This is a genomic window from Brevundimonas aveniformis DSM 17977 (genome assembly GCF_000428765.1).
Taxonomy (GTDB): domain Bacteria; phylum Pseudomonadota; class Alphaproteobacteria; order Caulobacterales; family Caulobacteraceae; genus Brevundimonas; species Brevundimonas aveniformis.
Window position 1 is genome coordinate 146,390 of record NZ_AUAO01000001.1, and the last position, 20,762, is coordinate 167,151.

The window sequence follows — 20,762 nt, forward strand, 5'->3', positions numbered from 1 at the left end:
TGTTGTCCATGTATATTGGGTCAGCAAATACGTCAGATATCGCAATACATATACATCCCTTGTTGAGATAAGCTCGCAATTGACCTTAATCAACTATTGCCGGTCGAACCGAGACTAAAGGCTGTGTCGAACGCTCAATTCTGAGCGACCCCAAGGCTCTGGCAATGGTCGACACACACCCGCATATCCCCGGCGCGAACCGGGCGCTCTGGCTCAGCACCCTGGCCTTCACAGGCTGTTTCGCGGTCTGGACGATCTTCTCGATCATCGGTGTCCAGATCAAAGCGGAACTTGGTCTGAACGAATCCCAGTTCGGCCTGCTGGTCGGCACACCGATCCTCACGGGGTCGCTGATCCGGGTCTTTCTGGGGGTCTGGTCGGACCAACTGGGCGGACGCATCCTCAATGTCATTGTCATGTTGCTGGCAGCGGCGGCGACCTTTCTGTTGTCCTACGCTCAGACCTACCCACAGTTCCTGGCAGCCGCTCTGGGTGTCGGCATCGCCGGCGGCTCGTTCGCCGTGGGCGTCGCCTATGTGTCCAAGTTCTTCCCGGTAGAGAAGCAAGGCACCGCCCTGGGCATCTTCGGGGCCGGCAACGTCGGCTCGGCTGTGACCAAGTTCGCCGCGCCCTTCGTCATGTTGGCCTTCGGTTGGGAGGCTGTCGCCCAAATTTGGGCGACCGTCTTGGCAGGGCTGGCGATCGTCTTCTTCCTGTTCACCCGTGAGGATCCGGCGACGGCCGAGCGGCGGCGGACCGGCCAGAAGGCTCAGGCGACCTGGATGCAGCTGGCCCCTCTGCGCGACATTCGGGTCTGGCGCTTCTCGCTCTACTACTTCTTCGTCTTTGGTGCCTTTGTCGCCCTGGCGCTTTGGTTGCCGCACTATCTGACGGGCGTTTACGGCCTGGGCATTGCCACCGCCGGCATGCTGGCTGCGGCCTATTCCATTCCCGGCTCACTGTTCCGCGTCTTCGGCGGGTGGCTGTCGGACCGGATCGGCGCGCGCAAGGTGATGTACGTCACCTTCGGCCTGAGTGCGATCTGCACCTTTCTGCTGGCCTATCCGGCAACGACCTATGTGGTCGAGGGCATCCGCGGTCCCATCGAGTTCCACATCGAGATCGGCCTGTTCGCCTTCGTCGCCCTGATTTTCGTGCTGGGCTTCGCCATGAGCCTGGGCAAGGCGGCCGTCTACAAGCACATCCCGGTCTATTACCCGAACCACGTCGGGGCGGTTGGCGGCCTTGTCGGAATGATCGGCGGCCTGGGGGGTTTTGTCTTGCCGATCCTGTTCGGCATTCTGGCCGACCTGACCGGCATTTGGACCAGCTGCTTCATGCTGCTGTTCGGCCTGGTCTCGACCGCCCTGCTGTGGATGCACTTCGCGGTTCGCCGCATGGAGGTCGCGCGCGAGCCCGCTCTGGTCGACCTGCCGGAGTTCCCGGAACTGGGCGAGCCCGAACCCGCCCATGTGCTCAATGACTGGCACCCGGAAGATGAATCCTTCTGGGCCAGGACCGGTCGCCGTATCGCGCTGCGCAATCTGGCGATCTCCATCCCCAACCTGCTGTTGGCTTTTTCCGTGTGGATGCTGTGGTCGATGGTGGCCACCCGCCTGAATACGGTTGGATTCAACTTCTCCACCGCGGAGCTGTTCTGGCTGACCGCCCTGCCGGCCTTATCCGGCGCGACCTTGCGCATCTTCTACAGCTTCATGGTGCCCATCGTCGGCGGGCGGCTATGGACGGTGCTGACGACCTTGTCGCTGCTCGTTCCGGCTATCGGCGTGGGTGTCGCGGTGCAGGACGTGCACACGCCCTATTGGGTGTTTGTGCTGCTGGCCCTGTCTTGCGGCCTTGGTGGCGGTGCCTTTGCCTCGTCGATGTCGAACATCGGCTTCTTCTTTCCCAAGCGGGAAAAGGGCAACGCCCTGGCCATGAATGCCGGCTTCGGCAATCTCGGCGTCAGCGCGCTGCAACTGTTGGCCCCGATCGCGGCGGGCTTCGCCCTGTTCGGCCCGCTGGGCGGCGCGCCCCAGACCGCCGTTGTCGAGGGCGTGTCTCAACAGGTCTGGTTGCAGAACGCCGCCTTTATGTGGGTGCCGCTGATCCTGATCGCCGCACTCGCCGCTTGGTTCGGTATGAACGACGTCGCCTCGGCTCGCGCCTCCTTTAAGGAGCAGGCGGTCGTGTTCAAGCGCAAGCACAACTGGCTAATGTGCTATCTCTACATCGGCACCTTCGGGTCGTTCATCGGCTTCTCGGCAGCCTTCCCGCTCCTTGGGCGGACCCTGTTCCCCGACATCAACATCCTTCAGATTGCCTTCCTGGGGCCTCTCGTCGGCGCGGCGTCCCGCGCTCTGACGGGCTGGATCTCAGATCGCCTGGGCGGCCAGCACGTCACCCAGTGGGTGTTCATCTCGCTGATGCTGGGTGTGGGCGGCGCGCTCTACAGCACCGGCGCGCTCGGGGCGCCCCCGTCCTTCCCCCTCTTCTTCGCCAGCTTCATGTGGCTGTTCTTCTGGACTGGGGTTGGCAATGCCTCGACCTTCCAGATGATCCCGGCCCTGGTGCGCGCGGACATGCCGCGGCTGATGCCCAACGCCTCGCCTGATGAGCGCCACAAGGCCTCCGAGCTGGAATCGGCGGCCATCGTCGGCTTCTCGTCGGCCATCGGCGCCTATGGCGGCTTCTTCATCCCGCTGGCTTTCGCCAGTTCGATGGCGGCGACAGGCGGGCCGGCTGACGCACTCTACGTCTTCCTGGGCTTCTACCTGACCTGCACCGCCGTGAACTGGTTCTTCTACGCCCGCAAGAATTCCATCCTGAACCCGACCTCCAACAAGGCGGCCTGAACATGAGCCATACCCTCGATCGTCTCGCCTTCTTCACGCGCAAGACCGAGCTGTTCTCCAACAAGCACGGCGTCATGAATGACGACGACCGTACCTGGGAACATGCCTATCGAAGCCGCTGGCAACACGACAAGATCGTGCGTTCGACCCACGGGGTGAACTGCACCGGCTCGTGCTCCTGGAAGATCTACGTCAAGGGCGGGATCGTCACCTGGGAAACCCAGCAGACGGACTATCCGCGTACCCGGCCTGAACTGCCCAATCACGAGCCGCGCGGATGCGCGCGCGGGGCCAGCTACAGCTGGTATCTCTATTCCGCAAATCGGGTGAAGTACCCGCTGATCCGCTCTCGCCTGCTGCGGCACTGGCGCGCGGCGCGCGCGACCCTGTCGCCGGTAGCGGCTTGGGCCTCCATCCAGGCAGACACCGCCAAGCGACAGGACTACGTCAAGATGCGCGGCAAGGGTGGGCTGGTGCGCGTGACCTGGGACGAGGTCAACGAGCTGATCGCGGCGGCCAACGCCTACACCGTCAAGGCCTGGGGGCCGGATCGGGTGTTCGGCTTTTCGCCCATCCCGGCCATGTCCATGCTGTCCTATGCGGCGGGCGCGCGTTACCTCCAGCTGATGGGCGGGGTCTGCGGGTCGTTCTACGACTGGTATTGCGACCTGCCGCCGGCATCACCCCAGACCTGGGGCGAACAGACCGACGTTTCGGAATCGGCCGACTGGTACAACTCAGGATTCCTGTTGCTGTGGGGCTCCAACGTCCCCCAGACCCGCACGCCGGACGCCCACTTCTATACCGAGGCCCGCTATCGCGGGGCCAAGTCGGCGGTGATCTGTCCCGACTATTCCGAGGCGTCAAAGTTCTCGGACATCTGGCTGGCGGTGAAGCAGGGAACGGATGCGGCCCTGGGCATGGCCTTCGGCCACGTCATCCTGAAGGAATTCCACGTCGACCGCGAGGTCCCCTACTTCCGCGACTATCTGCGCCAGTATTCGGACTTGCCGATGCTGGTACGGCTGGTTCCTCAGGACGGGGCCCTGGTTCCCGACCGGATGCTACGGGCCGCGGATTTCCCGCGCGCGCTCGGCCAGAAGAACAATCCCGACTGGAAGACCGTCGCCCTGGACGAACTTTCCGGCAAGGTCGTTGCACCCAATGGCTCGGCCGGCTTCCGCTGGGGTGAGGACGGCCAGTGGAATCTCGAGGAAAAGGCTGATGGAGCCGAGGTCAAGCTGCGGCTCGGCCTGAAGGGCGTGCATGATTCCGTCGAGGGGGTCCGTTTCCCCTATTTCGGCAACACGGCAGGCAATGGCTTCGCCACCACGGACCACCCGGACGTCCTGGTCCGCAATGTGCCGGTCAAGCGAATGAAGCTGAAGGACGGTGAGGCCTTCGTCACCACAGCCTATGATCTGTTCCTGGCCAACTACGGCGTCGATCAGGGGTTCGGGGGCGAGCACATGCCTACCGACTACGACGACGCGGCCCCCTATTCGCCGGCCTGGGCCGAGGCCATCACGACGGTGCCGCGCGACCAGATCATCGCCGTGGCGCGCGGTTTTGCCGGCAATGCCGAGAAGACTGATGGACGCTCGATGGTGATCATCGGTGCCGCCATGAACCACTGGTTCCACATGGACATGAACTACCGCGCGGTCATCAACATGCTGGTGATGTGCGGCTGCGTCGGTCAGTCCGGCGGCGGCTGGTGCCACTACGTCGGCCAGGAGAAACTGCGTCCACAATCCGGCTGGGCTCCTGTGGCCTTCGGGCTGGACTGGCACCGCCCGCCCCGCCAGCAGAACTCGACCTCCTTCTTCTACGCCCACACCGATCAGTGGCGCTACGAAACGGTGGCCATGTCGGAGATCCTGTCGCCGACCGCGCCTGAGGGCGACTGGTCGGGCTCGATGATCGACTACAATGCCCGGGCCGAGCGGATGGGCTGGCTGCCCTCGGCACCGGCGCTCAAGACCAATCCCCTGGAAGTGGCCCGCGCCGCCGAAGCCGCCGGCATCGACCCCAAGGTCTACACGGTTCAGGCGCTCAAGGACCGTTCGCTGGAAATGTCCTGCATGGACCCCGATGCGCCGGAGAACTGGCCACGCAATATGTTCGTGTGGCGTTCCAACCTGCTGGGGTCATCCGGCAAGGGCCACGAGTATTTCCTCAAGCACCTGCTCGGCACCGCTCACGGCGTTCAGGGCAAGGACCTGGGCGATGATGGTGCCGCCCGCCCCTCCGAGGTCACCTGTCGCGATCAGGCTCCCGAAGGCAAGCTGGACCTGCTGGTCACGCTCGACTTCCGGATGTCGACCACGGCGGTCTATTCCGACATCGTTCTGCCGACGGCCACCTGGTACGAGAAGAACGACCTCAACACCTCGGACATGCACCCCTTCATCCACCCGCTGACGGCAGCGGTGGACCCGTCGTGGGAATCACGCAGCGACTGGGACATCTTCCGGGGTCTGGCCAAGACCTTCTCCGAGGTCTGCCCCGAGGTCCTTGGCGTCGAGAAGGACGTCGTCCTCACCCCGATCCAGCACGACAGCCCGGCCGAACTGGCCCAGGCCTACGATGTCCGCGACTGGTGGAAAGAGGAATGCGAGCCCATTCCAAACCAGACCATGCCCCAGATTACCGTGGTCGAGCGGGACTATCCGAACCTCTACAAGAAGTTCACCTCCATCGGTCCGTTGATGACCAAGGTCGGGAACGGCGGCAAGGGACTGGCCTGGAACACCGAGCACGAAATCAAGCTGCTGGCTGATCTGAACGGTCCGGTCCTCGAAGAGGGTGTATCCGAGGGCCTGCCTCTGATGGAGACGGCCGTTCAGGCCTGCGAGGCGGTGCTGATGATGGCACCGGAGACAAACGGAGAGGTTGCGGTCAAGGCCTGGGAGGCACTGTCCAAACACACCGGGCGCGACCACACCCATCTGGCTCACCCCAAGGAAGACGAGAAAATCCGCTTTGCCGACATCGTCGCCCAGCCGCGCAAGATCATCTCGTCGCCCATCTGGTCGGGACTGGAATCTGAGCACGTCTGCTACGCGGCCAACTACACCAATGTGCATGAGCGCATACCCTGGCGGACCCTCTCGGGCCGGCAGGAACTGTACCAGGACCATCCGTGGATGCGGGCCTTCGGCGAGGCGCTGTGCGTCTATCGTCCGCCGCTGGACCTCAAGACCCTGAGCATCAAGGGCCGCAAGCCCAACGGCGAAACGGAAATCGAGCTGAACTTCATCACCCCGCACCAGAAGTGGGGGATCCACTCGACCTATTCCGACAACCTGATGATGCTGACCCTCAACAGGGGGGGACCGGTTATCTGGATTTCGGAGACGGACGCCCGGCGCGCCGGCATCGTCGACAACGATTGGGTCGAGCTGTTCAACACCAACGGTGCCATCGCGGCGCGGGCGGTTGTGTCCCAACGCATCCGTGAGGGCACCACCTTCATGTACCACGCCCAGGAAAAGATCGTGAACACGCCGGGCTCCCAGATCACGGGCGAGCGCGGCGGCATCCACAACTCGGTTACCCGCATCGTCCTGAAGCCGACGCACATGATCGGCGGCTACGTCCAGCTTGCCTACGGCTTCAACTACTACGGCACCGTCGGCTCCAACCGCGATGAGTTCGTCGTGGTCCGCAAGATGACCAAGGTGGATTGGCTGGACCAACCCCTTGATGCCCCGGCTAAGGAGGCCGCCCAATGAAGGTCCGCGCCCAGATCGGCATGGTGCTGAACCTCGACAAATGCATCGGGTGTCACACCTGTTCCGTCACCTGCAAACACGTCTGGACCAATCGCGAAGGCGTTGAATACGCCTGGTTCAACAACGTCGAGACAAAGCCCGGCGTCGGCTACCCCAAGGATTGGGAGAACCAGAAACGCTGGAACGGCGGCTGGCGGCGCAAGAAGAACGGCCAGATCGAACCGCGCATGGGGGCGAAGTGGCGCATCCTGGCCAAGATTTTCGCCAACCCCGACCTGCCTGAGATCGACGACTACTACGAGCCGTTCAACTTCGACTACGCCCACCTCCAGACCGCGCCGGAGATGAAGCACTTCCCGACCGCCCGGCCTCGTTCGGCCATCACCGGCGAGCGGATGGAGAAAATCGAGTGGGGACCGAACTGGGAGGAAATTCTCGGCGGCGAGTTTGCCAAGCGATCCCAGGACTACAATTTCGAGGGTGTTCAGAAGGAGATCTACGGGGCCTTCGAAAACACCTTCATGATGTATCTGCCCAGGCTGTGTGAGCACTGCCTGAACCCGACCTGCGTGGCTGCCTGTCCGTCAGGAGCCATCTACAAGCGCGAGGAGGACGGCATCGTCCTGATCGACCAGGACAAGTGCCGCGGCTGGCGCATGTGCGTGTCGGCCTGTCCGTACAAGAAGATCTACTACAACTGGGAATCCGGCAAATCCGAGAAGTGCGTCTTCTGCTATCCGCGCATTGAGGCAGGGCTGCCGACAGTGTGCTCGGAAACCTGCGTGGGCCGCATCCGCTATCTCGGGGTGCTGCTCTATGACGCTGACCGCATCGAGCCCGCAGCCGCCACCCCGGACGAAGGCGATCTGTACCAGGCTCAACTCGATGTCTTCCTGGACCCCAACGATCCCGAGGTGATCGCCCAGGCCCGCGCCGACGGCATCCCTGAAGCCTGGATCGAAGGGGCACGCCGCAGTCCCATCTGGAAGATGGCGATGGAATGGAAGGTCGCCTTCCCGCTGCACCCGGAATACCGGACCCTGCCGATGGTCTGGTACGTGCCGCCGCTGTCACCGATCCAGAATGCGGCGGCCGCCGGCGCGCTGGAGATGGACGGCGAGATGCCCGATGTCCGCTCGCTGCGGATCCCGGTCAAGTATCTGGCCAATCTGCTGACGGCGGGGGTCGAGGAACCCGTGGTCCAGGCGCTGGAGCGGATGATGGCCATGCGCGCCTATATGCGGGCCCGCTCGGTTGACGGCCGCATCGACCACAACATCGCCGAACGCGTTGGCCTGACCGCCTCCCAGATCGACGAGATGTATCACATCATGGCGATCGCCAACTTCGAGGACCGTTTCGTCATTCCAACGACGCACCGCGAATGGGCCGAGGATGCCTACGAGCTGCGCTCCGACTGTGGCTTCACCTTCGGCAACGGTTGCTCGGGCGGGCGCACCGAAATCGGCCTGTTCGGGATGGACAAGCGATCCCGCGCCAAACCCGTCGCAAAGGTGTCCTGAGATGGCTCTGATCTATCGTGCCCTTGGCCTGATGCTGGGCTATCCAACCGAGGACCAGCGCGCCCTCATCCCGGCCATCCTGCAATCCGTCCAGTCCGAGGATCGCATTCCCGGACCAATCCGCCGCTCCCTGGTGCGGCTGGGCGAACGCCTGACCGAGGCGGACATCTATGAGCTCCAGGAAGACTACGTCCAGACCTTCGACCGAACCCGCACCCTGTCGCTGAACCTGTACGAGCACGTCCACGGCGAGAGCCGGGACCGGGGCCAGGCCATGGCCAATCTGGTCGAACTGTACGGACAGCATGGCCTGGAGATGGCGTCGCAAGAACTGCCGGATCATCTTCCGGTCTTTCTCGACTTTCTGTCTGTCGTCCCAGACGAACAGGCGGCCTCATTGCTGGGGGAAGCGGCCCACGTTCTAGAGGCCCTGGCCGAACGACTCCACAAGCGGTCCAGCCCGTATCGCGCTGTGTTTGGGGCCCTGGTCGCGCTGTCGGACGCCGCTCCCGACTCGGAGGCCGTCGCCGCCCTGATGCGCGAGCCCGAGGAAGATCCCGACGACCTGTCGGCCCTCGACCGGGCCTGGGAGGAAACCGCCGTCACCTTTGGCCCCTCAACGGATGAGGGCTGCCCCAAGGCTGAAGCCATGCTTCAGGCCATGAACGGCCACACCCAGCCCGGTCGCGCCAGCGACCACACCGCCTAGAGGAGCGCGACGATGGATCTCAATTTCCTGGCGTTCGGCGTCTATCCCTACGTTGCCCTTGCTGTGCTGGCGATCGGCTCGGTCATCCGCTTTGACCGGGAGCAGTACACCTGGCGGACGGGCTCGTCGCAGTTGCTGCGGAGACGGCAACTGGTCACCGGCTCGGTGCTGTTCCACCTTGGCATCCTGGCCATCTTCGCCGGCCATTTCGTCGGCCTGTTGACGCCGGTGGCCGTGTGGGACGCCCTGGGCGTCAGCCACGGCTTCAAACAGATGCTGGCGATCGTCGCGGGGGGGATTGCCGGGGCCTGCTGCCTCATCGGGGGTCTGCTCCTGCTGCACCGTCGGCTGTTTGATCCGCGCATCCGGGCCACGTCGAGCTTTGGCGACACCACCATCCTGATCCTGCTGATGGTCCAGCTCTGCCTGGGGCTGGCGACGATCCCGCTGTCGCTGGGCCATCGTGACGGCGAGGAGATGATCAAGTTCATGAACTGGGCCCAGGGCATTTTCACCTTCAACCCACTGGCCTCGACCTACATTTCGGACGTGCACTGGATCTTCAAGGCGCACCTGACGCTCGGCCTGACCATTCTGTTGGTCTTCCCGTTCACCCGGCTGGTCCACATGTTGTCGGCTCCGATCTGGTATCTGAACCGCAGGGGCTGGCAGTTGGTGCGGACCCGCCGCACCATGCCGATCGACCGGCACAAGGTGGGTATCCGCCGATGAGCGCCGCCCGCAGCAAGGTCATCGACGGCGTCGAAATCCCCGAACGCCTGATCGCAGAAGAAGCCCAGAACCATCCGTCCGACTCCGCCGAGGAAGCTCTGCGTGCGGCGGGCCACGCCCTGGCCATCCGAGCCTTGTTGCTGGACCGCGCCCATCAGATGGGACTGGAACCCGATAGCGTCATCGAAGAGGACGGGCGGGAGGAAACGCCGGAAGAAGCCCTGATCCGAGCCGTGCTCGATTCGCAGATCAGGGTCAGCCCACCCGACGCAGCAGAGTGTCGTCGGGTCTATGATGTCCAGCGCGCTGCGTTCCGCACGCCGACCCTGACAGAAGCGTCGCACATCCTGATCTCGCCGAACCACGACACCGAGACGGACTGGGACACGGCGCGTAAGCAGGCCGAGGATCTGATCACCCGGCTGGCGGACCCGCTGGTTCGGTTCTCGGACCTGGCCAAGGCTCATTCCGCCTGCTCGTCGGCCGGCCTGGGCGGCTCACTCGGCCAGCTCAGCCCCGGCGATCTGACTCCAACAGTGGAAGCCGCACTCGCCAAGCTCGCACCGGGCACCATCTCGACCGAGCCGGTGCGGTCGCGCTTCGGGTGGCATGTGCTGAGGCTGGATCGTCGGATCGACGGACGCGAATTGCCCTTCGAACACGTCCACGATCAGATCGCGCTTCATCTGGAGAGCCGCGCCTGGACGGCGGCGGCGACCCGCTTTGTCGCGGAACTGGCATCCGAAGCTCGCAGCCAGGGTATCGCCCTGCGTCTGACCGAGGAGGGCCGCATCGGCGACGGGGCCCTTTCGCTCGGCGACCTGCTGCAAGATCGCGACGGTGTTTCAGAGCGGGTCGAGGCCTGGCTCGACGAGGCCGATCCGCCTCTCTCGGAGCAGGTGCGCAACGCGGCGACCGCAGCCGGGGCCACCTTCGCCGGCTTTGTCCGCGATCAGATCTGCACCTTCGTAGCGGAGTCCGACGATGAGCGTTGGACGCAGTTGATCTCAGCCACCCAAGGGACTGAGGACCCTGCCCTGGGCTGCGTGCGCGCCATCCTCAAAGGCAAGCTCCAGCCGGCCGCCCGCGCCTATACCCTGATCAAGAGAACCTGAGATGCGTTTCGCTGCTGTCGCCGCTGCCGCCTGCCTGACCCCCGGCATCGCCCTGGCCCAGACCCCTACGCCGCCTGCGCCGGCCGCATCGGTCGAGGACAGGCTGCCGGGCACCCTCTTGTTCGACAGCAGGCTGAGATATGAAGGCGTCCAGCAGGACGGCCTGTCAGATGCCAATGCCCTCACGGCTCGCCTTAGGCTTGGCTGGCGCAGCCCGACGGTGTCCGGTTTTACCTTTCTGATCGAAGGTGAAGCCGTTCAGTCCGTGGTGGACGACTTCAACGACACGATCCATGGGCCAGCGAGCCAGGCGGTGGTGGCGGATCCCGACGCTGCGGAGATCAATCGCCTCCAGATCAGTTGGACCGGTCTGCCCGATACCGAAGTTACCCTCGGACGTCAGCGCCTCGTGCTCGGCAATGCCCGCTTTGTCGGCAATGTCGGTTTCCGCCAGAACGAGCAGACATTCGATGCGGTTCGGATCACGACCACGGCGTTCGAACCGTTCAACCTGACCTATGCCTATATCGACCGCGTCCATCGCGTGTTCGGAGACGACAGCCCGGTAGGCGAATGGCGCTCGGACAGCCATCTGGTGCAGGCCGAAACACCGACGCCGGCAGGCCGCCTCTCGCTCTATGGCTACTGGCTGGATTTCGAAAATGCCCCCGGCCAATCCTCGGCGACGCTCGGCGCACGGCTGGCCGGCAGTCAGGCGGTGACCGAAGACTGGACCCTGGGCTGGACCCTGGAATATGCGCGCCAGTCGGACTACGGGGCCAATCCGGCTCAGTTCGAACTCGACTATCTTCAGGTCGCGGGAAGCCTCACCCACGGCCCATTCAGCGCGGGGATCACGCGTGAGCGGCTGGACGGGGACGGCATTCGAGGATTTCAGACGCCGCTGGCCACCCTGCACGCCTTCCAGGGCTGGGCCGATGTCTTCCTGACCACGCCGGCGCGTGGCCTGACCGATGATTTCATCACAGCCGCCTACACCTGGGCCGCCCCCCCCGTCGGTCGCCAACTGGTGCTCAGCGCCGCCTGGCATGATTTTTCGGACAGCGGCAGCGACCTGGATTTCGGCCAGGAGTTCGACGCCTCCGCTCGCCTGATCCTCGATGATCGTTGGGCCCTGGAAGCCAAGACCGCCCTGTTTGACGGGTCGGGGCCTTACGCAGACCGCGACAAGCTCTGGCTGGCGCTGGAATACAGGTTCTGACCCGGGGCATCGCCCCAAGGGAGACGCTGAGGTGAAGCAACCACCTGCCATTGAACCGACCCCGTCAGCCCTGTTGGCCGAGCCGCTCAGCTGGCTCTCCGCCGAACATGATCGCCATCGTCAGTATTGTCGCCTCGTTGAAGAGGTCGCGCTTGCCCCGGTCGTTATGGCGGAGGCCATACAGGAACTCATGATGTTCTTTCATCACGACCTGCCGCTGCACATTCGTGACGAGGAGGAAGACCTGTTCGCGCTGCTGCGGCAACGCTGTGCGCCGGAGGATGACCTGGAGCGCATCCTCGACAACCTGTCGGCCGATCACCGCGGCGACATGGACACCATCGCCACCCTGAGAGGTCATCTCGAAGCCGCGCTCCGTCGGCGACAGCCCATCAGCAACGACCCTGAGGTCCAGCGTCTGTTCATCGCCTTCGTCGCGCACGAAAGGAACCACGTTGCGCTGGAAAATGCGGTCATCCTGCCCATCGCCCGTCTGAGACTAACTCAGGCGGATCTTGATCGGCTCTGTCGCCGCATGGTGGCGCGTCGAGGATTGCCGGTCCTGCCCGACCGCACCTCAGGCCATCGCCTCAACAGCCATTTCGATCAGGAAGACGGCGAAGGTCGCCACAATCCCGACCAGGAATGACGAATAGGCATAGGACAGATAGCGATACTTCTTGCGCTGGAGCACCTGGCCGTTCTGGTACAGGTCGCGCGCCATGGCCCGGTAGGTCTTCTCTTCGGATCGCATGATGTCCACCACATGCGAGATGTACTGCTCTTCGGGTATGCCCGAGAACGAACCGAAGAAGACGATGTTGGTGTTCGGCTGAATCGTTGTCGGCGGCTTCAGGATTTTCGGGCGCAACGCCATCACCGACAAGATCGTGGCCAGAAACGAAAACACCGTCAGGATCATCAGGGGCAAGGTCGGCGTGTTCGACGTCATGTGATCTATGGCCAGGGTGAACACGACAAAGGTAGCCCCCATCAGGATCGACGCCTTGGTGTCCGCCATTTCCGACAGGGTGATATGACCCTGCTGGGCGTTGGTCAGGATGTTGTGGGCTTCCTGCGGGAAGACGAACGGCACATCGTCGACGGGACGCGCCGGTTCGCTGGTCTTCTTCCTCGGCATCAACGGACCTCAATCTGCTGTTCGTGCAGGCATGGCCTAAACCTTTGGCATCAACGGCAACGGGCGACAATGAAGATCACGTGCACGGCATCCCGTCGCCAAGGCTCAAGTACCTGATGACACACACCTAGCCGGCGACGAAGCGGCCCGTCCGGATGTCGAGGCTGGCGACAATCCGGTGTGGTTTGGCGGATCCAAAATGGGAAACGAGACTCCGGCCATTCCACAGATGCAGGACGAACCCTGGGTCCTCTTCGACAATCCGCGGCAGTCGCGTCTGGCCGGCGTCGCCGGTCCCAGAACCCAGATCCAGCACCACCTGCGGTGCGCTCGAAGGCGCGACGATCAGGCTATGCCCCGCGAAACTGGTGACGAAGGGCCGGTGAATGTGACCCGCCACCATGGCAACCACCTGACGACGCCCCACCAGCACAGCCTCAAGTCGCTCTGACCAGGGGCCGGTAGCACCCACGTCCATCCAGGCGATACCGGAAGCCACCGGTGGATGATGCAGCGCGATCATCGTCGGCGTGTCGGGGCGTTCATCGAGGGTCTGTGACAGCCAGGCCGCCCGACTTTCACAGAAGGCTCCACCATGCTGACCGGCCTCAACTGTATCGAGGACAATGATGCGCCGGTCGTCGAACTCTCTCGCGTACTGAACGAACCCGCCATGTGTCGGCGTATCGGTGAATGCAGCCCGAAAGGCTTCCCTCTGATCGTGATTCCCGATGGTGTAGAGGACGGGTCCGGTCAGCGGGGCCATCAGCACCTTGAGCCTGTCATAGGCCGCCGCGTCTTGCCCCTCGATCAGATCGCCTGTCACCAGCACAAGATCAGGCACCGCCGCCTGGACGCGCTCAATCACCTGCTCGAGCCGCTCGTCGTTCAGCACCGACTTCGTGCCCATCCCGATGTGCAGGTCGCTAATCTGAGCGATCAGCATCTGATCGACGTCGTTGCCATGGGCCGGTGATCCTCGACGAAAGTAGCGTCACTTGATGGGACATGATGTTCAGGAAAGCTGGACCAATCAAGGGCATGCCATTTGCCGGTGCGGGTCGGACACCGAAGAACCGCACTATTCAGACGAGTATCCGGTCCATAGGATCACCGAACGCCAGGATCGGCGGATCACGATGGAGCGCCGCATGTCCCTGCTGGACCGACTGAGCGTGCGGTTTCGCCAGTGGGCCGCGCCCGTTGACGATCCCGCGGGTCGCCCGGCCTTTTTTCAGAGACTGGGCCTTGCAAAGCTCAGGCCCACCCCGGCCATGCTCGGCATTGCAACGGTGCTGGTCATGTTGGGCCTTCAGGTATTCGGCCTGCCCATTGTCGACCGCATAGGCCTGGCCACCTTCGACGCCTATCAGCGAGCCGCGCCTCGCCCATACGAGGACGCCGCCGTGCGCATCGTCGATATCGACGACGAATCGATCCGGCGACTGGGCCAATGGCCTTGGCCGCGCGAAACCCTCGCCGAGTTGACCGATCGCCTGGCCCAGGCCGGCGCAGCCGTGATCGCCTACGACATCGTCTTCTCGGAGCCGGATCGTACATCGCCCTCGCGACTGGCGGCGCGTGTCCGCGCCCAGGGCGATGAAGAAGCCGCCGTCATCCTGGATCGACTTCCCGAACCAGACGGTACCTTTGCCGAGGCCGTCGGCTATTCACCTGTCGTTCTCGGTTATTTCCTGACCCACGAAGGACAGGAGCGGGCACCTCAGCCCCTGGCGGGCCTGGCCGTCGGCGGCTCCACGCCGACCGCTGTGGCGACGTTTTCGAACGCCATCTCGCCACTGCCGGGACTTGTGGCCACGGCGGCGGGATCCGGGTTTGTCAGCACCGTCGGCGACGCCGACGGCATTGTGCGGCGCGCGCCCCTAATCGCGCGTCAGGGCGACGAGCTCTTGCCCAGCCTTTCGCTGGAGGCGCTACGTGTCGCCCAGCAAGCCGGCTCAATCATGGTCCGCTCAGACGACGCCAGTGGCGAACACGGAGGAACGGGCACCCAGGTCGTTGCGGTACGTGTCGGCAACTTCGAGATCCCGACAAACGGTGAGGGCGAAATGTGGCTTCGCTTCACCGAGCCCGCGCCCCAGCGCACCGTTCCGGCTTGGCGTCTCATGCAGGACGATATGTCCCCCACCGAACTGCAGGCCGCCTTTGCCGGTCAGATCGTCTTTGTCGGGACGGGGGCGATCGGTTTGCGCGATCTTGTGGCGACACCCATCGAAGAGCGAACCCCGGGGGTGACGATCCACGCCCAGGCCACCGAACAGGTGATCCTGGGTCAGTTCCTCGTGCGACCTGATTGGGCCCCAGGACTGGAACGGGTTCTCATGCTGGTCGGGGGTCTGGCGCTGGCCTTCACCATGCCGTTGATCGGCGCGCGCTGGAGCGCCGTGGCCGGCCTCGTCGCCGTGGGTGCCATGGTCGGTGGCAGTTGGTGGGCCTTCCAGTCATCCAGCTTCCTCATCGACCCGACCTGGCCCAGCCTCGGCCTGGCGGCGACCTGGGGCGTTGTGACCATCGCTACCTATTTCCGCGAGGAGCGCCGGCGCGCCTTCATCCACGGGGCCTTTGATCGCTACCTGTCGCCTGAGATGGTCCAGCGCATCGTCAAGGATCCGGGTCAGCTTGAACTGGGCGGTGAAGAGCGGGACATGACCGTGCTGTTCTGCGACATCCGCGGCTTTTCCCGGATTTCAGAGGGGATGCCCCCACAGGACATCATCCGCTTCCTGATCTCGTTCCTGACGCCGATGTGCGACATCCTGCTGGAGCGAAAGGCGACCATCGACAAGTTCATCGGCGACGCGATCCTCGCGTTCTGGAACGCGCCCCTGGATGACCCGGATCATCCGACCAACGCCGCGCGCGGTGCCCTGGAGATGATCGCGGCCCTGGAAGCTCTCAACCGGGACATGCTGGCCCAATCCGAACAGCCCTGGCCGGGCGAGGTGAGGATCGGCATCGGCCTGAACAGCGGACGATGCTGCGTCGGCAATATGGGATCGGCCCAGAGGCTGTCCTATTCGCTAATCGGCGACACGGTGAATCTGGCGTCACGGTTTGAGGGGCTGACGAAATATTATGGTGTCTCCATCGCCATCGGCAGCGAGTTGCAACGTCAGCTCCCCGGCTTTGCCACCCTGGAGCTGGACCGCGTTCGCGTGGTCGGTCGCGACGCGCCCGAAACCCTCTACGCCTTAATGGGCGATGAGACGCTGGCCGCAGATCCGGACTTTGTCACCTTCGCCCAGGGGCACCTTGAACTGATTGGGGCCTATCGGTCCCGCAACTGGCGGCGGGCCAGGCTGAAGATCAGACAGTTGGCACAGCCGGCAGCGCAATACGGCCTGACCCCGCTTCATGGTCTGATGGCCCAGCGGATTACCGCCTATGCCAAGCAAGACCCCGGCCCTGACTGGGACGGGGTCTTTCAGGCGACGGAGAAATAGGCTCGCGTCGCTGGATTCGCCCAGGCGTCAGCAGAATGCTGGATCGTTGCAGTACCCGCTGCCGTCATAATAGTGATCCAGAACACCCCCGATCAGCGGATCGCCGACGAGGGGGTCATCAATCTCGACGTCCACCGTGGTGCGCGGATCTCCCAACAGAACCGCCAGGTCCGATTGACCGATATTGGACAACAGGAAAGGGCCGATCGGAGGCTGTCCCGGACCGGGGATATAGGCAGCGTAGCCCACCGTCTCTATGGGCAGGGTCCGGCCTCCCGCGCTGACGTCTATCGCGCCGGCAGGCTCACCGGGGACATTGGGGCCTGGTCCCCGCAGCAGAACGAGGGTCGCCGTCTCAGGGTCGGCATTTGGAACAGCAGGCAGGCCAGACTCCGCGTTGAAGATGCGAATGGCCTCTGGCCCGACCGCCCCCTCGACGATGGTGCCGCGCACCCCGATCGAGGCCACAGGCGTGCGAATCCCCGACTGACCGGGGCGCTGGCGTGTCGGCGCGCCTGACACAAACCGGAACGAGCCTTGCGCCACGTTCACCCCCACTTCGCTGGCCGAGCGGTTGGGGTCATAGACGAACCGGTCCACCGTCAGCCGCGCATTGGCTCCAACCTGAAAGCTGGTCCCGTCGAGCAGCAGGATCTGGAGGCGGCTCCCTGTCCCTGTCTGGATCTGATTGGACAGCGAGACGCGTTCCCGCACCGCCGCGCGGTGCAGTTGCGGGTTCGCCTGGGTCGTCATCTGCACGTCGTTCACGACGACCGCATTGGCTCCGACCGTCTGCGCCGCGACCGGTGCCGCAGCCCCAACCAGGAGAAGGCCGAGCAAGAACCGGAACATGGGTTGTCTCATCTCAAACTCCTTCACTGCCGGACCTGGCCGAACCGGTAGACGAGCCGCAACTCACCACCGGTGCTGTTGGAACTGGCGAACCCGCTATTCTCATTGAACCAGCGGGCCGAGTGCGTGATCGCCGCCTCGACGAACAGATTCTCATACGGCGTCGGAATGCCTATGCCCGCTCTCAGGTGAGCGCGCCTTTCGCGACGGTCGGGCAGGAACATAGCATCCCCATAATCGACCATACGCAGCACCGCCGATCCCGTGAAATAGGTGCCATTCTCGCGGATCGGGATCTGGGCTGCTGCGAAAACGCGACCGCCGAAATAGCCCAAAGCATCATATTCGGCGTCTTTTAGTTCCAGGGCCGCACCGATCATCCAGGCCCGCTCGTCACCGGTTGAGCGGAGATATCGGATCGCCAGATCATACTTGCCGCCGTCCCGTGAAGATCCTTCATAGTCCTGATGAACGGCCTCGGCATTCAGCCGCCACCGACCGTCACCCGTCCCCCACTGATATTCCGCCTGGCCCCCATATTCGGTCACGATGCCGTCACCTTGCAGATTGGCATGGCCGACGACCGCTCCACCAGACAACTTCTGGCCACCGCCACCAAGATAACGTGCATAGCCGAGACGAGCCTCTCCGATGATGAAGTCACCGTCAAAGCCCGAGATCGACTGGTTCGTCTGCACATTGACCCCAGCGTATCCGTGCCCGCTCCGACGTGCGGCGAAACGACCGTCTACATCCAGGGTGCCGAGAACGGCCCAGCCCTCTTCCGTCGTCGCCGGAAACCCGGGAACTTCAAATTCGATGACCATCGCACCGCGCGCGTCACTTTGGTACCCGACACCCAGCGTGGCCCGCCCAACTACACCGTTGCCGCGCGTTGTCTCACCGCTCGACGCCGCCTGACCGCACGCCTGCCGGGCTTCGGACCAGGCCGCGTCATCACCACCGGAGGCGATCGTGGTTTGGTATATCCCTCGGCGCGTATCCCCCAGCCGACACAGGATGCTGGCATAGTAGAGCCGCACATGGTCCGAAGAGGAGCCAGACCGCAGCAGCAACGAGCGTTCCAGCGTCACGGCCGCCCCGGTCAGATCGCCGTTCCCGGCCTGCCGACGCGCCAGCGCCAGGGCACCGCTGTCGCTTTCGGTTGCGGAAATGAGCGCATCAAGGTCGGCCTCTCCGGGCTCCTGGGCCCAAGCTGCGCCACCCGTACAGATCAGGGTCGCCGCAACCAATGACAACCATCCCCATCGCACTTTGAACACGCGCAACCCCCTCTCGACCTCGACTGGGTACTGTAACAACGATCTTTCAAATCCCAACAGAAATCTGAGCTTGTCTCACCCTCAACGGCGGCCGCCATACTGGCAGGCCCGGTGGCCCGCATCCCTGGCGTCGCGCACTGGTCAGGCCTTGGTGCCCGCGCCAGCCCGTGCCACACACGACAGTGTAAGAGGAAACGCGCGGCGACCTGCGGAAAAACGTGGGCACGGCGCACATCAGGAAGGCGCGCCATGCTCGGCTGGTCGGCCCATGTCGATACGTTTGTGAGAGATCGCCTGCCGCCCGCAGACCAGTGGCCGAACATCCGGCTGGACGGGTTCGACTATCCCGAAAGGCTGAACGCGGCAGTTGAGCTGACCGACCGGCAAGTCGAGCGTGGCTTTGGTGATCGTACCGCTCTGATCGGCAATGGCCGGCGGCGGACCTACAAGGAGCTGGCCGACTGGTCAAACCGCCTGGCCCATGCCCTGATCGACGCCCATGGGCTTAGGCCCGGCGACCGCGTCCTGATCCGCTCGGCCAATAATCCGGCGATGGTGGCCTGCTGGCTGGCGGCGACCAAGGCCGGGGCGGTGGCGGTCAACACCATGCCCATGCTGCGCGCCGGCGAACTGGGCCAGATCGTCGACAAGGCCGAGATCAGCCTGGCGCTCTGTGACACCCGGCTGATGGATGAACTGGTCGCCTGCGCCAAGGACAGCCGGTTCCTGAAAAAGGTCGTCGGTTTTGACGGCACGGCTAATCACGATGCCGAGTTGGACCGGATCGCGCTCGACAAGCCGGTGACGCCGGTAGCAGTCGAAACGGGTCGGGATGACGTGGCCTTGCTGGGCTTCACCTCGGGGACGACCGGCTCGCCCAAGGCAACCATGCACTTTCACCGCGACCTGCTGATCATCGCCGACGGCTACGCGAAGGAGGTGCTTCAGGTCACGCCCGAAGACGTTTTCGTCGGCTCGCCGCCGCTGGCCTTCACCTTCGGCCTGGGCGGACTGGCAATCTTCCCGCTCAGGTTCGGCGCGGCGGCAATCCTGCTGGAAACGGCCTCGCCGCCGAACATGATGGAGATCATCGAGACGTATAAAGCCACCGTCGTCTTTACCGCCCCAACCGCCTATCGGGCGATGCTGGCGGGCATGGAGGCGGGCGCGGACCTGTCGTCGCTTCGCGTCGCCGTCTCGGCGGGCGAGACGCTGCCGGCTCCGATCTTCGAGGCCTGGACGAACAAGACGGGCAAGCCGATCATCGACGGCATCGGCTCAACCGAGCTGCTGCACATCTTCATCTCCAACCGGCTGGATGACGCCGGGCCGGCCCGCACGGGCCTGCCGGTCACCGGCTATGAGGCGCGTGTCGTTGACGACGCCATGAACGAGCTGCCGCGCGGCCAGGTCGGGCGGCTCGCCGTGCGCGGGCCGACCGGGTGCCGGTATCTGAACGATGACCGTCAGGCGGCCTATGTGACGGATGGCTGGAACCTGACCGGCGACACCTTCGTGCAGGATAAGGCCGGCTATTTCCACTTCGTGGCTCGCTCCGACGACATGATCATCTCGGGCGGCTACAACATCGCCGGGCCTGAGGTGGAGGCCGCCCTGCTGGCCCACCCGGACGTGGCCGAATGCGCCGTTATCGGCGCGCCCGACGATGACCGCGGCCAGGTGGTCGAGGCCCACGTCGTGCTGAACGAGGGCGTCGCTGCGGACGGCGAGACGCGCCTGAGGCTCCAGAACCATGTGAAGGCGACGATCGCGCCCTACAAATACCCCCGCTCGGTCCGCTTCACCCAAGCCCTGCCCAAGACCCAGACCGGCAAGATCCAACGGTTCCGCTTGCGGGAAGGCGTCTAGCTCCCCGAGGGCAGGAAGGGCGAGAAGGTGATGACGGTGAAGCTGTCGCGGATGTGCGGGCGGGTCTGGACCGACTTGGTCACGAAGGTGCCGATGTCCAGGTCCTTGGGCAGGTTGAACTTGGCCAACAGGTCGTACTGGCCCGAGGTCGAATAGACCTCCGAGACGTATTCGACATTGTCGACGATGTCGGCGGCCACATCGTTGGCGTGGCCCAGCTCGCATTTGATGAAGACGAAGATGGCGGTCATCATGGCGGC

General features: G+C 64.0%; 15 protein-coding genes. 10 read left to right on the forward strand and 5 right to left on the reverse strand.

Annotation, left to right across the window (positions count from 1 at the left end; all coding sequences use genetic code 11):
- Positions 1-164 precede the first annotated feature (164 nt).
- The 8 genes from G391_RS0100750 to G391_RS15360 are packed head-to-tail and all read left to right on the forward strand — an operon-like array spanning position 165 to position 12,542.
- Positions 165-2,855, forward strand: a complete 2,691-nt coding sequence (locus G391_RS0100750) for a nitrate/nitrite transporter (protein ID WP_051257025.1) — start codon at positions 165-167, stop codon at positions 2,853-2,855.
- 2 nt (positions 2,856-2,857) lie between these two features.
- Positions 2,858-6,592 carry a nitrate reductase subunit alpha gene (locus G391_RS0100755; protein ID WP_029085814.1) on the forward strand — a complete coding sequence of 1,245 codons (3,735 nt, stop codon included), beginning with the start codon at positions 2,858-2,860 and terminating at the stop codon, positions 6,590-6,592.
- Positions 6,589-8,115 carry a nitrate reductase subunit beta gene (narH, locus tag G391_RS0100760; protein ID WP_029085815.1) on the forward strand — a complete coding sequence of 509 codons (1,527 nt, stop codon included), beginning with the start codon at positions 6,589-6,591 and terminating at the stop codon, positions 8,113-8,115. Before G391_RS0100755 ends, narH begins: the two co-directional genes overlap by 4 nt.
- A gap of 1 nt (position 8,116) precedes the next feature.
- Complete coding sequence (narJ, locus tag G391_RS0100765) at positions 8,117-8,824, forward strand: nitrate reductase molybdenum cofactor assembly chaperone (RefSeq protein ID WP_029085816.1); 708 nt, start codon at positions 8,117-8,119, stop codon at positions 8,822-8,824.
- A 12-nt stretch (positions 8,825-8,836) separates the two neighbouring features.
- Positions 8,837-9,556 (forward strand): respiratory nitrate reductase subunit gamma, encoded by a 720-nt coding sequence (narI, locus tag G391_RS0100770; RefSeq protein ID WP_029085817.1) that lies wholly within the window; start codon positions 8,837-8,839, stop codon positions 9,554-9,556.
- Positions 9,553-10,671: a peptidylprolyl isomerase gene (locus G391_RS0100775; protein ID WP_029085818.1), complete on the forward strand. Its 1,119-nt coding sequence runs from the start codon at positions 9,553-9,555 to the stop codon at positions 10,669-10,671. The genes narI and G391_RS0100775 overlap by 4 nt, the downstream gene beginning before the upstream one ends.
- Position 10,672: 1 nt before the next feature.
- Positions 10,673-11,893, forward strand: coding sequence for a hypothetical protein (locus tag G391_RS13395; protein ID WP_051257026.1), 1,221 nt, complete (start codon positions 10,673-10,675; stop codon positions 11,891-11,893).
- A gap of 31 nt (positions 11,894-11,924) precedes the next feature.
- Entirely contained in the window at positions 11,925-12,542 is a 618-nt protein-coding gene (locus G391_RS15360) for a hemerythrin domain-containing protein (RefSeq protein WP_029085819.1), read from the forward strand.
- On the opposite strand, the gene G391_RS13400 is transcribed toward G391_RS15360, so the two are convergent.
- Positions 12,471-13,034, reverse strand: a complete 564-nt coding sequence (locus tag G391_RS13400; protein WP_035303449.1) for a Pycsar system effector family protein — start codon at positions 13,032-13,034, stop codon at positions 12,471-12,473. The two genes, G391_RS15360 and G391_RS13400, sit on opposite strands and share 72 nt — an antisense overlap.
- A 127-nt stretch (positions 13,035-13,161) precedes the next feature.
- Complete coding sequence (locus G391_RS0100795; RefSeq protein WP_029085820.1) at positions 13,162-13,980, reverse strand: phosphodiesterase; 819 nt, start codon at positions 13,978-13,980, stop codon at positions 13,162-13,164.
- A 55-nt stretch (positions 13,981-14,035) separates the two neighbouring features.
- On the opposite strand from G391_RS0100795, the gene G391_RS0100800 reads away from it, so the two are divergent.
- Entirely contained in the window at positions 14,036-16,498 is a 2,463-nt protein-coding gene (locus tag G391_RS0100800) for a CHASE2 domain-containing protein (protein WP_051257028.1), read from the forward strand.
- 27 nt (positions 16,499-16,525) lie between these two features.
- On the opposite strand, the gene G391_RS0100805 is transcribed toward G391_RS0100800, so the two are convergent.
- Positions 16,526-17,362, reverse strand: a complete 837-nt coding sequence (locus G391_RS0100805; protein ID WP_084169085.1) for a FecR family protein — start codon at positions 17,360-17,362, stop codon at positions 16,526-16,528.
- Between the two features lie 11 nt (positions 17,363-17,373).
- Positions 17,374-18,633, reverse strand: a complete 1,260-nt coding sequence (locus G391_RS0100810; protein ID WP_156893810.1) for a hypothetical protein — start codon at positions 18,631-18,633, stop codon at positions 17,374-17,376.
- A gap of 249 nt (positions 18,634-18,882) precedes the next feature.
- On the opposite strand from G391_RS0100810, the gene G391_RS0100815 reads away from it, so the two are divergent.
- A complete protein-coding gene (locus G391_RS0100815; protein WP_029085824.1) occupies positions 18,883-20,502 on the forward strand; it encodes an AMP-binding protein in 1,620 nt (539 codons plus the stop codon).
- On the opposite strand, the gene G391_RS0100820 is transcribed toward G391_RS0100815, so the two are convergent.
- A complete protein-coding gene (locus tag G391_RS0100820; RefSeq protein WP_029085825.1) occupies positions 20,499-20,756 on the reverse strand; it encodes an Lrp/AsnC ligand binding domain-containing protein in 258 nt (85 codons plus the stop codon). The genes G391_RS0100815 and G391_RS0100820 overlap by 4 nt on opposite strands.
- Positions 20,757-20,762: the final 6 nt, after the last annotated feature.

Coding starts and splice junctions, on each gene's coding strand:
- G391_RS0100750 (WP_051257025.1), top strand. CDS start 165: ATGGTCGACACACACCCGCATATCCCCGGCGCGAACCGGGCGCTCTGG.
- G391_RS0100755 (WP_029085814.1), top strand. CDS start 2,858: ATGAGCCATACCCTCGATCGTCTCGCCTTCTTCACGCGCAAGACCGAG.
- narH (WP_029085815.1), top strand. CDS start 6,589: ATGAAGGTCCGCGCCCAGATCGGCATGGTGCTGAACCTCGACAAATGC.
- narJ (WP_029085816.1), top strand. CDS start 8,117: ATGGCTCTGATCTATCGTGCCCTTGGCCTGATGCTGGGCTATCCAACC.
- narI (WP_029085817.1), top strand. CDS start 8,837: ATGGATCTCAATTTCCTGGCGTTCGGCGTCTATCCCTACGTTGCCCTT.
- G391_RS0100775 (WP_029085818.1), top strand. CDS start 9,553: ATGAGCGCCGCCCGCAGCAAGGTCATCGACGGCGTCGAAATCCCCGAA.
- G391_RS13395 (WP_051257026.1), top strand. CDS start 10,673: ATGCGTTTCGCTGCTGTCGCCGCTGCCGCCTGCCTGACCCCCGGCATC.
- G391_RS13400 (WP_035303449.1), bottom strand. CDS start 13,034: ATGCCGAGGAAGAAGACCAGCGAACCGGCGCGTCCCGTCGACGATGTG.
- G391_RS0100795 (WP_029085820.1), bottom strand. CDS start 13,980: ATGCTGATCGCTCAGATTAGCGACCTGCACATCGGGATGGGCACGAAG.
- G391_RS0100800 (WP_051257028.1), top strand. CDS start 14,036: ATGGGACATGATGTTCAGGAAAGCTGGACCAATCAAGGGCATGCCATT.
- G391_RS0100805 (WP_084169085.1), bottom strand. CDS start 17,362: ATGAGACAACCCATGTTCCGGTTCTTGCTCGGCCTTCTCCTGGTTGGG.
- G391_RS0100815 (WP_029085824.1), top strand. CDS start 18,883: ATGCTCGGCTGGTCGGCCCATGTCGATACGTTTGTGAGAGATCGCCTG.
- G391_RS0100820 (WP_029085825.1), bottom strand. CDS start 20,756: ATGATGACCGCCATCTTCGTCTTCATCAAATGCGAGCTGGGCCACGCC.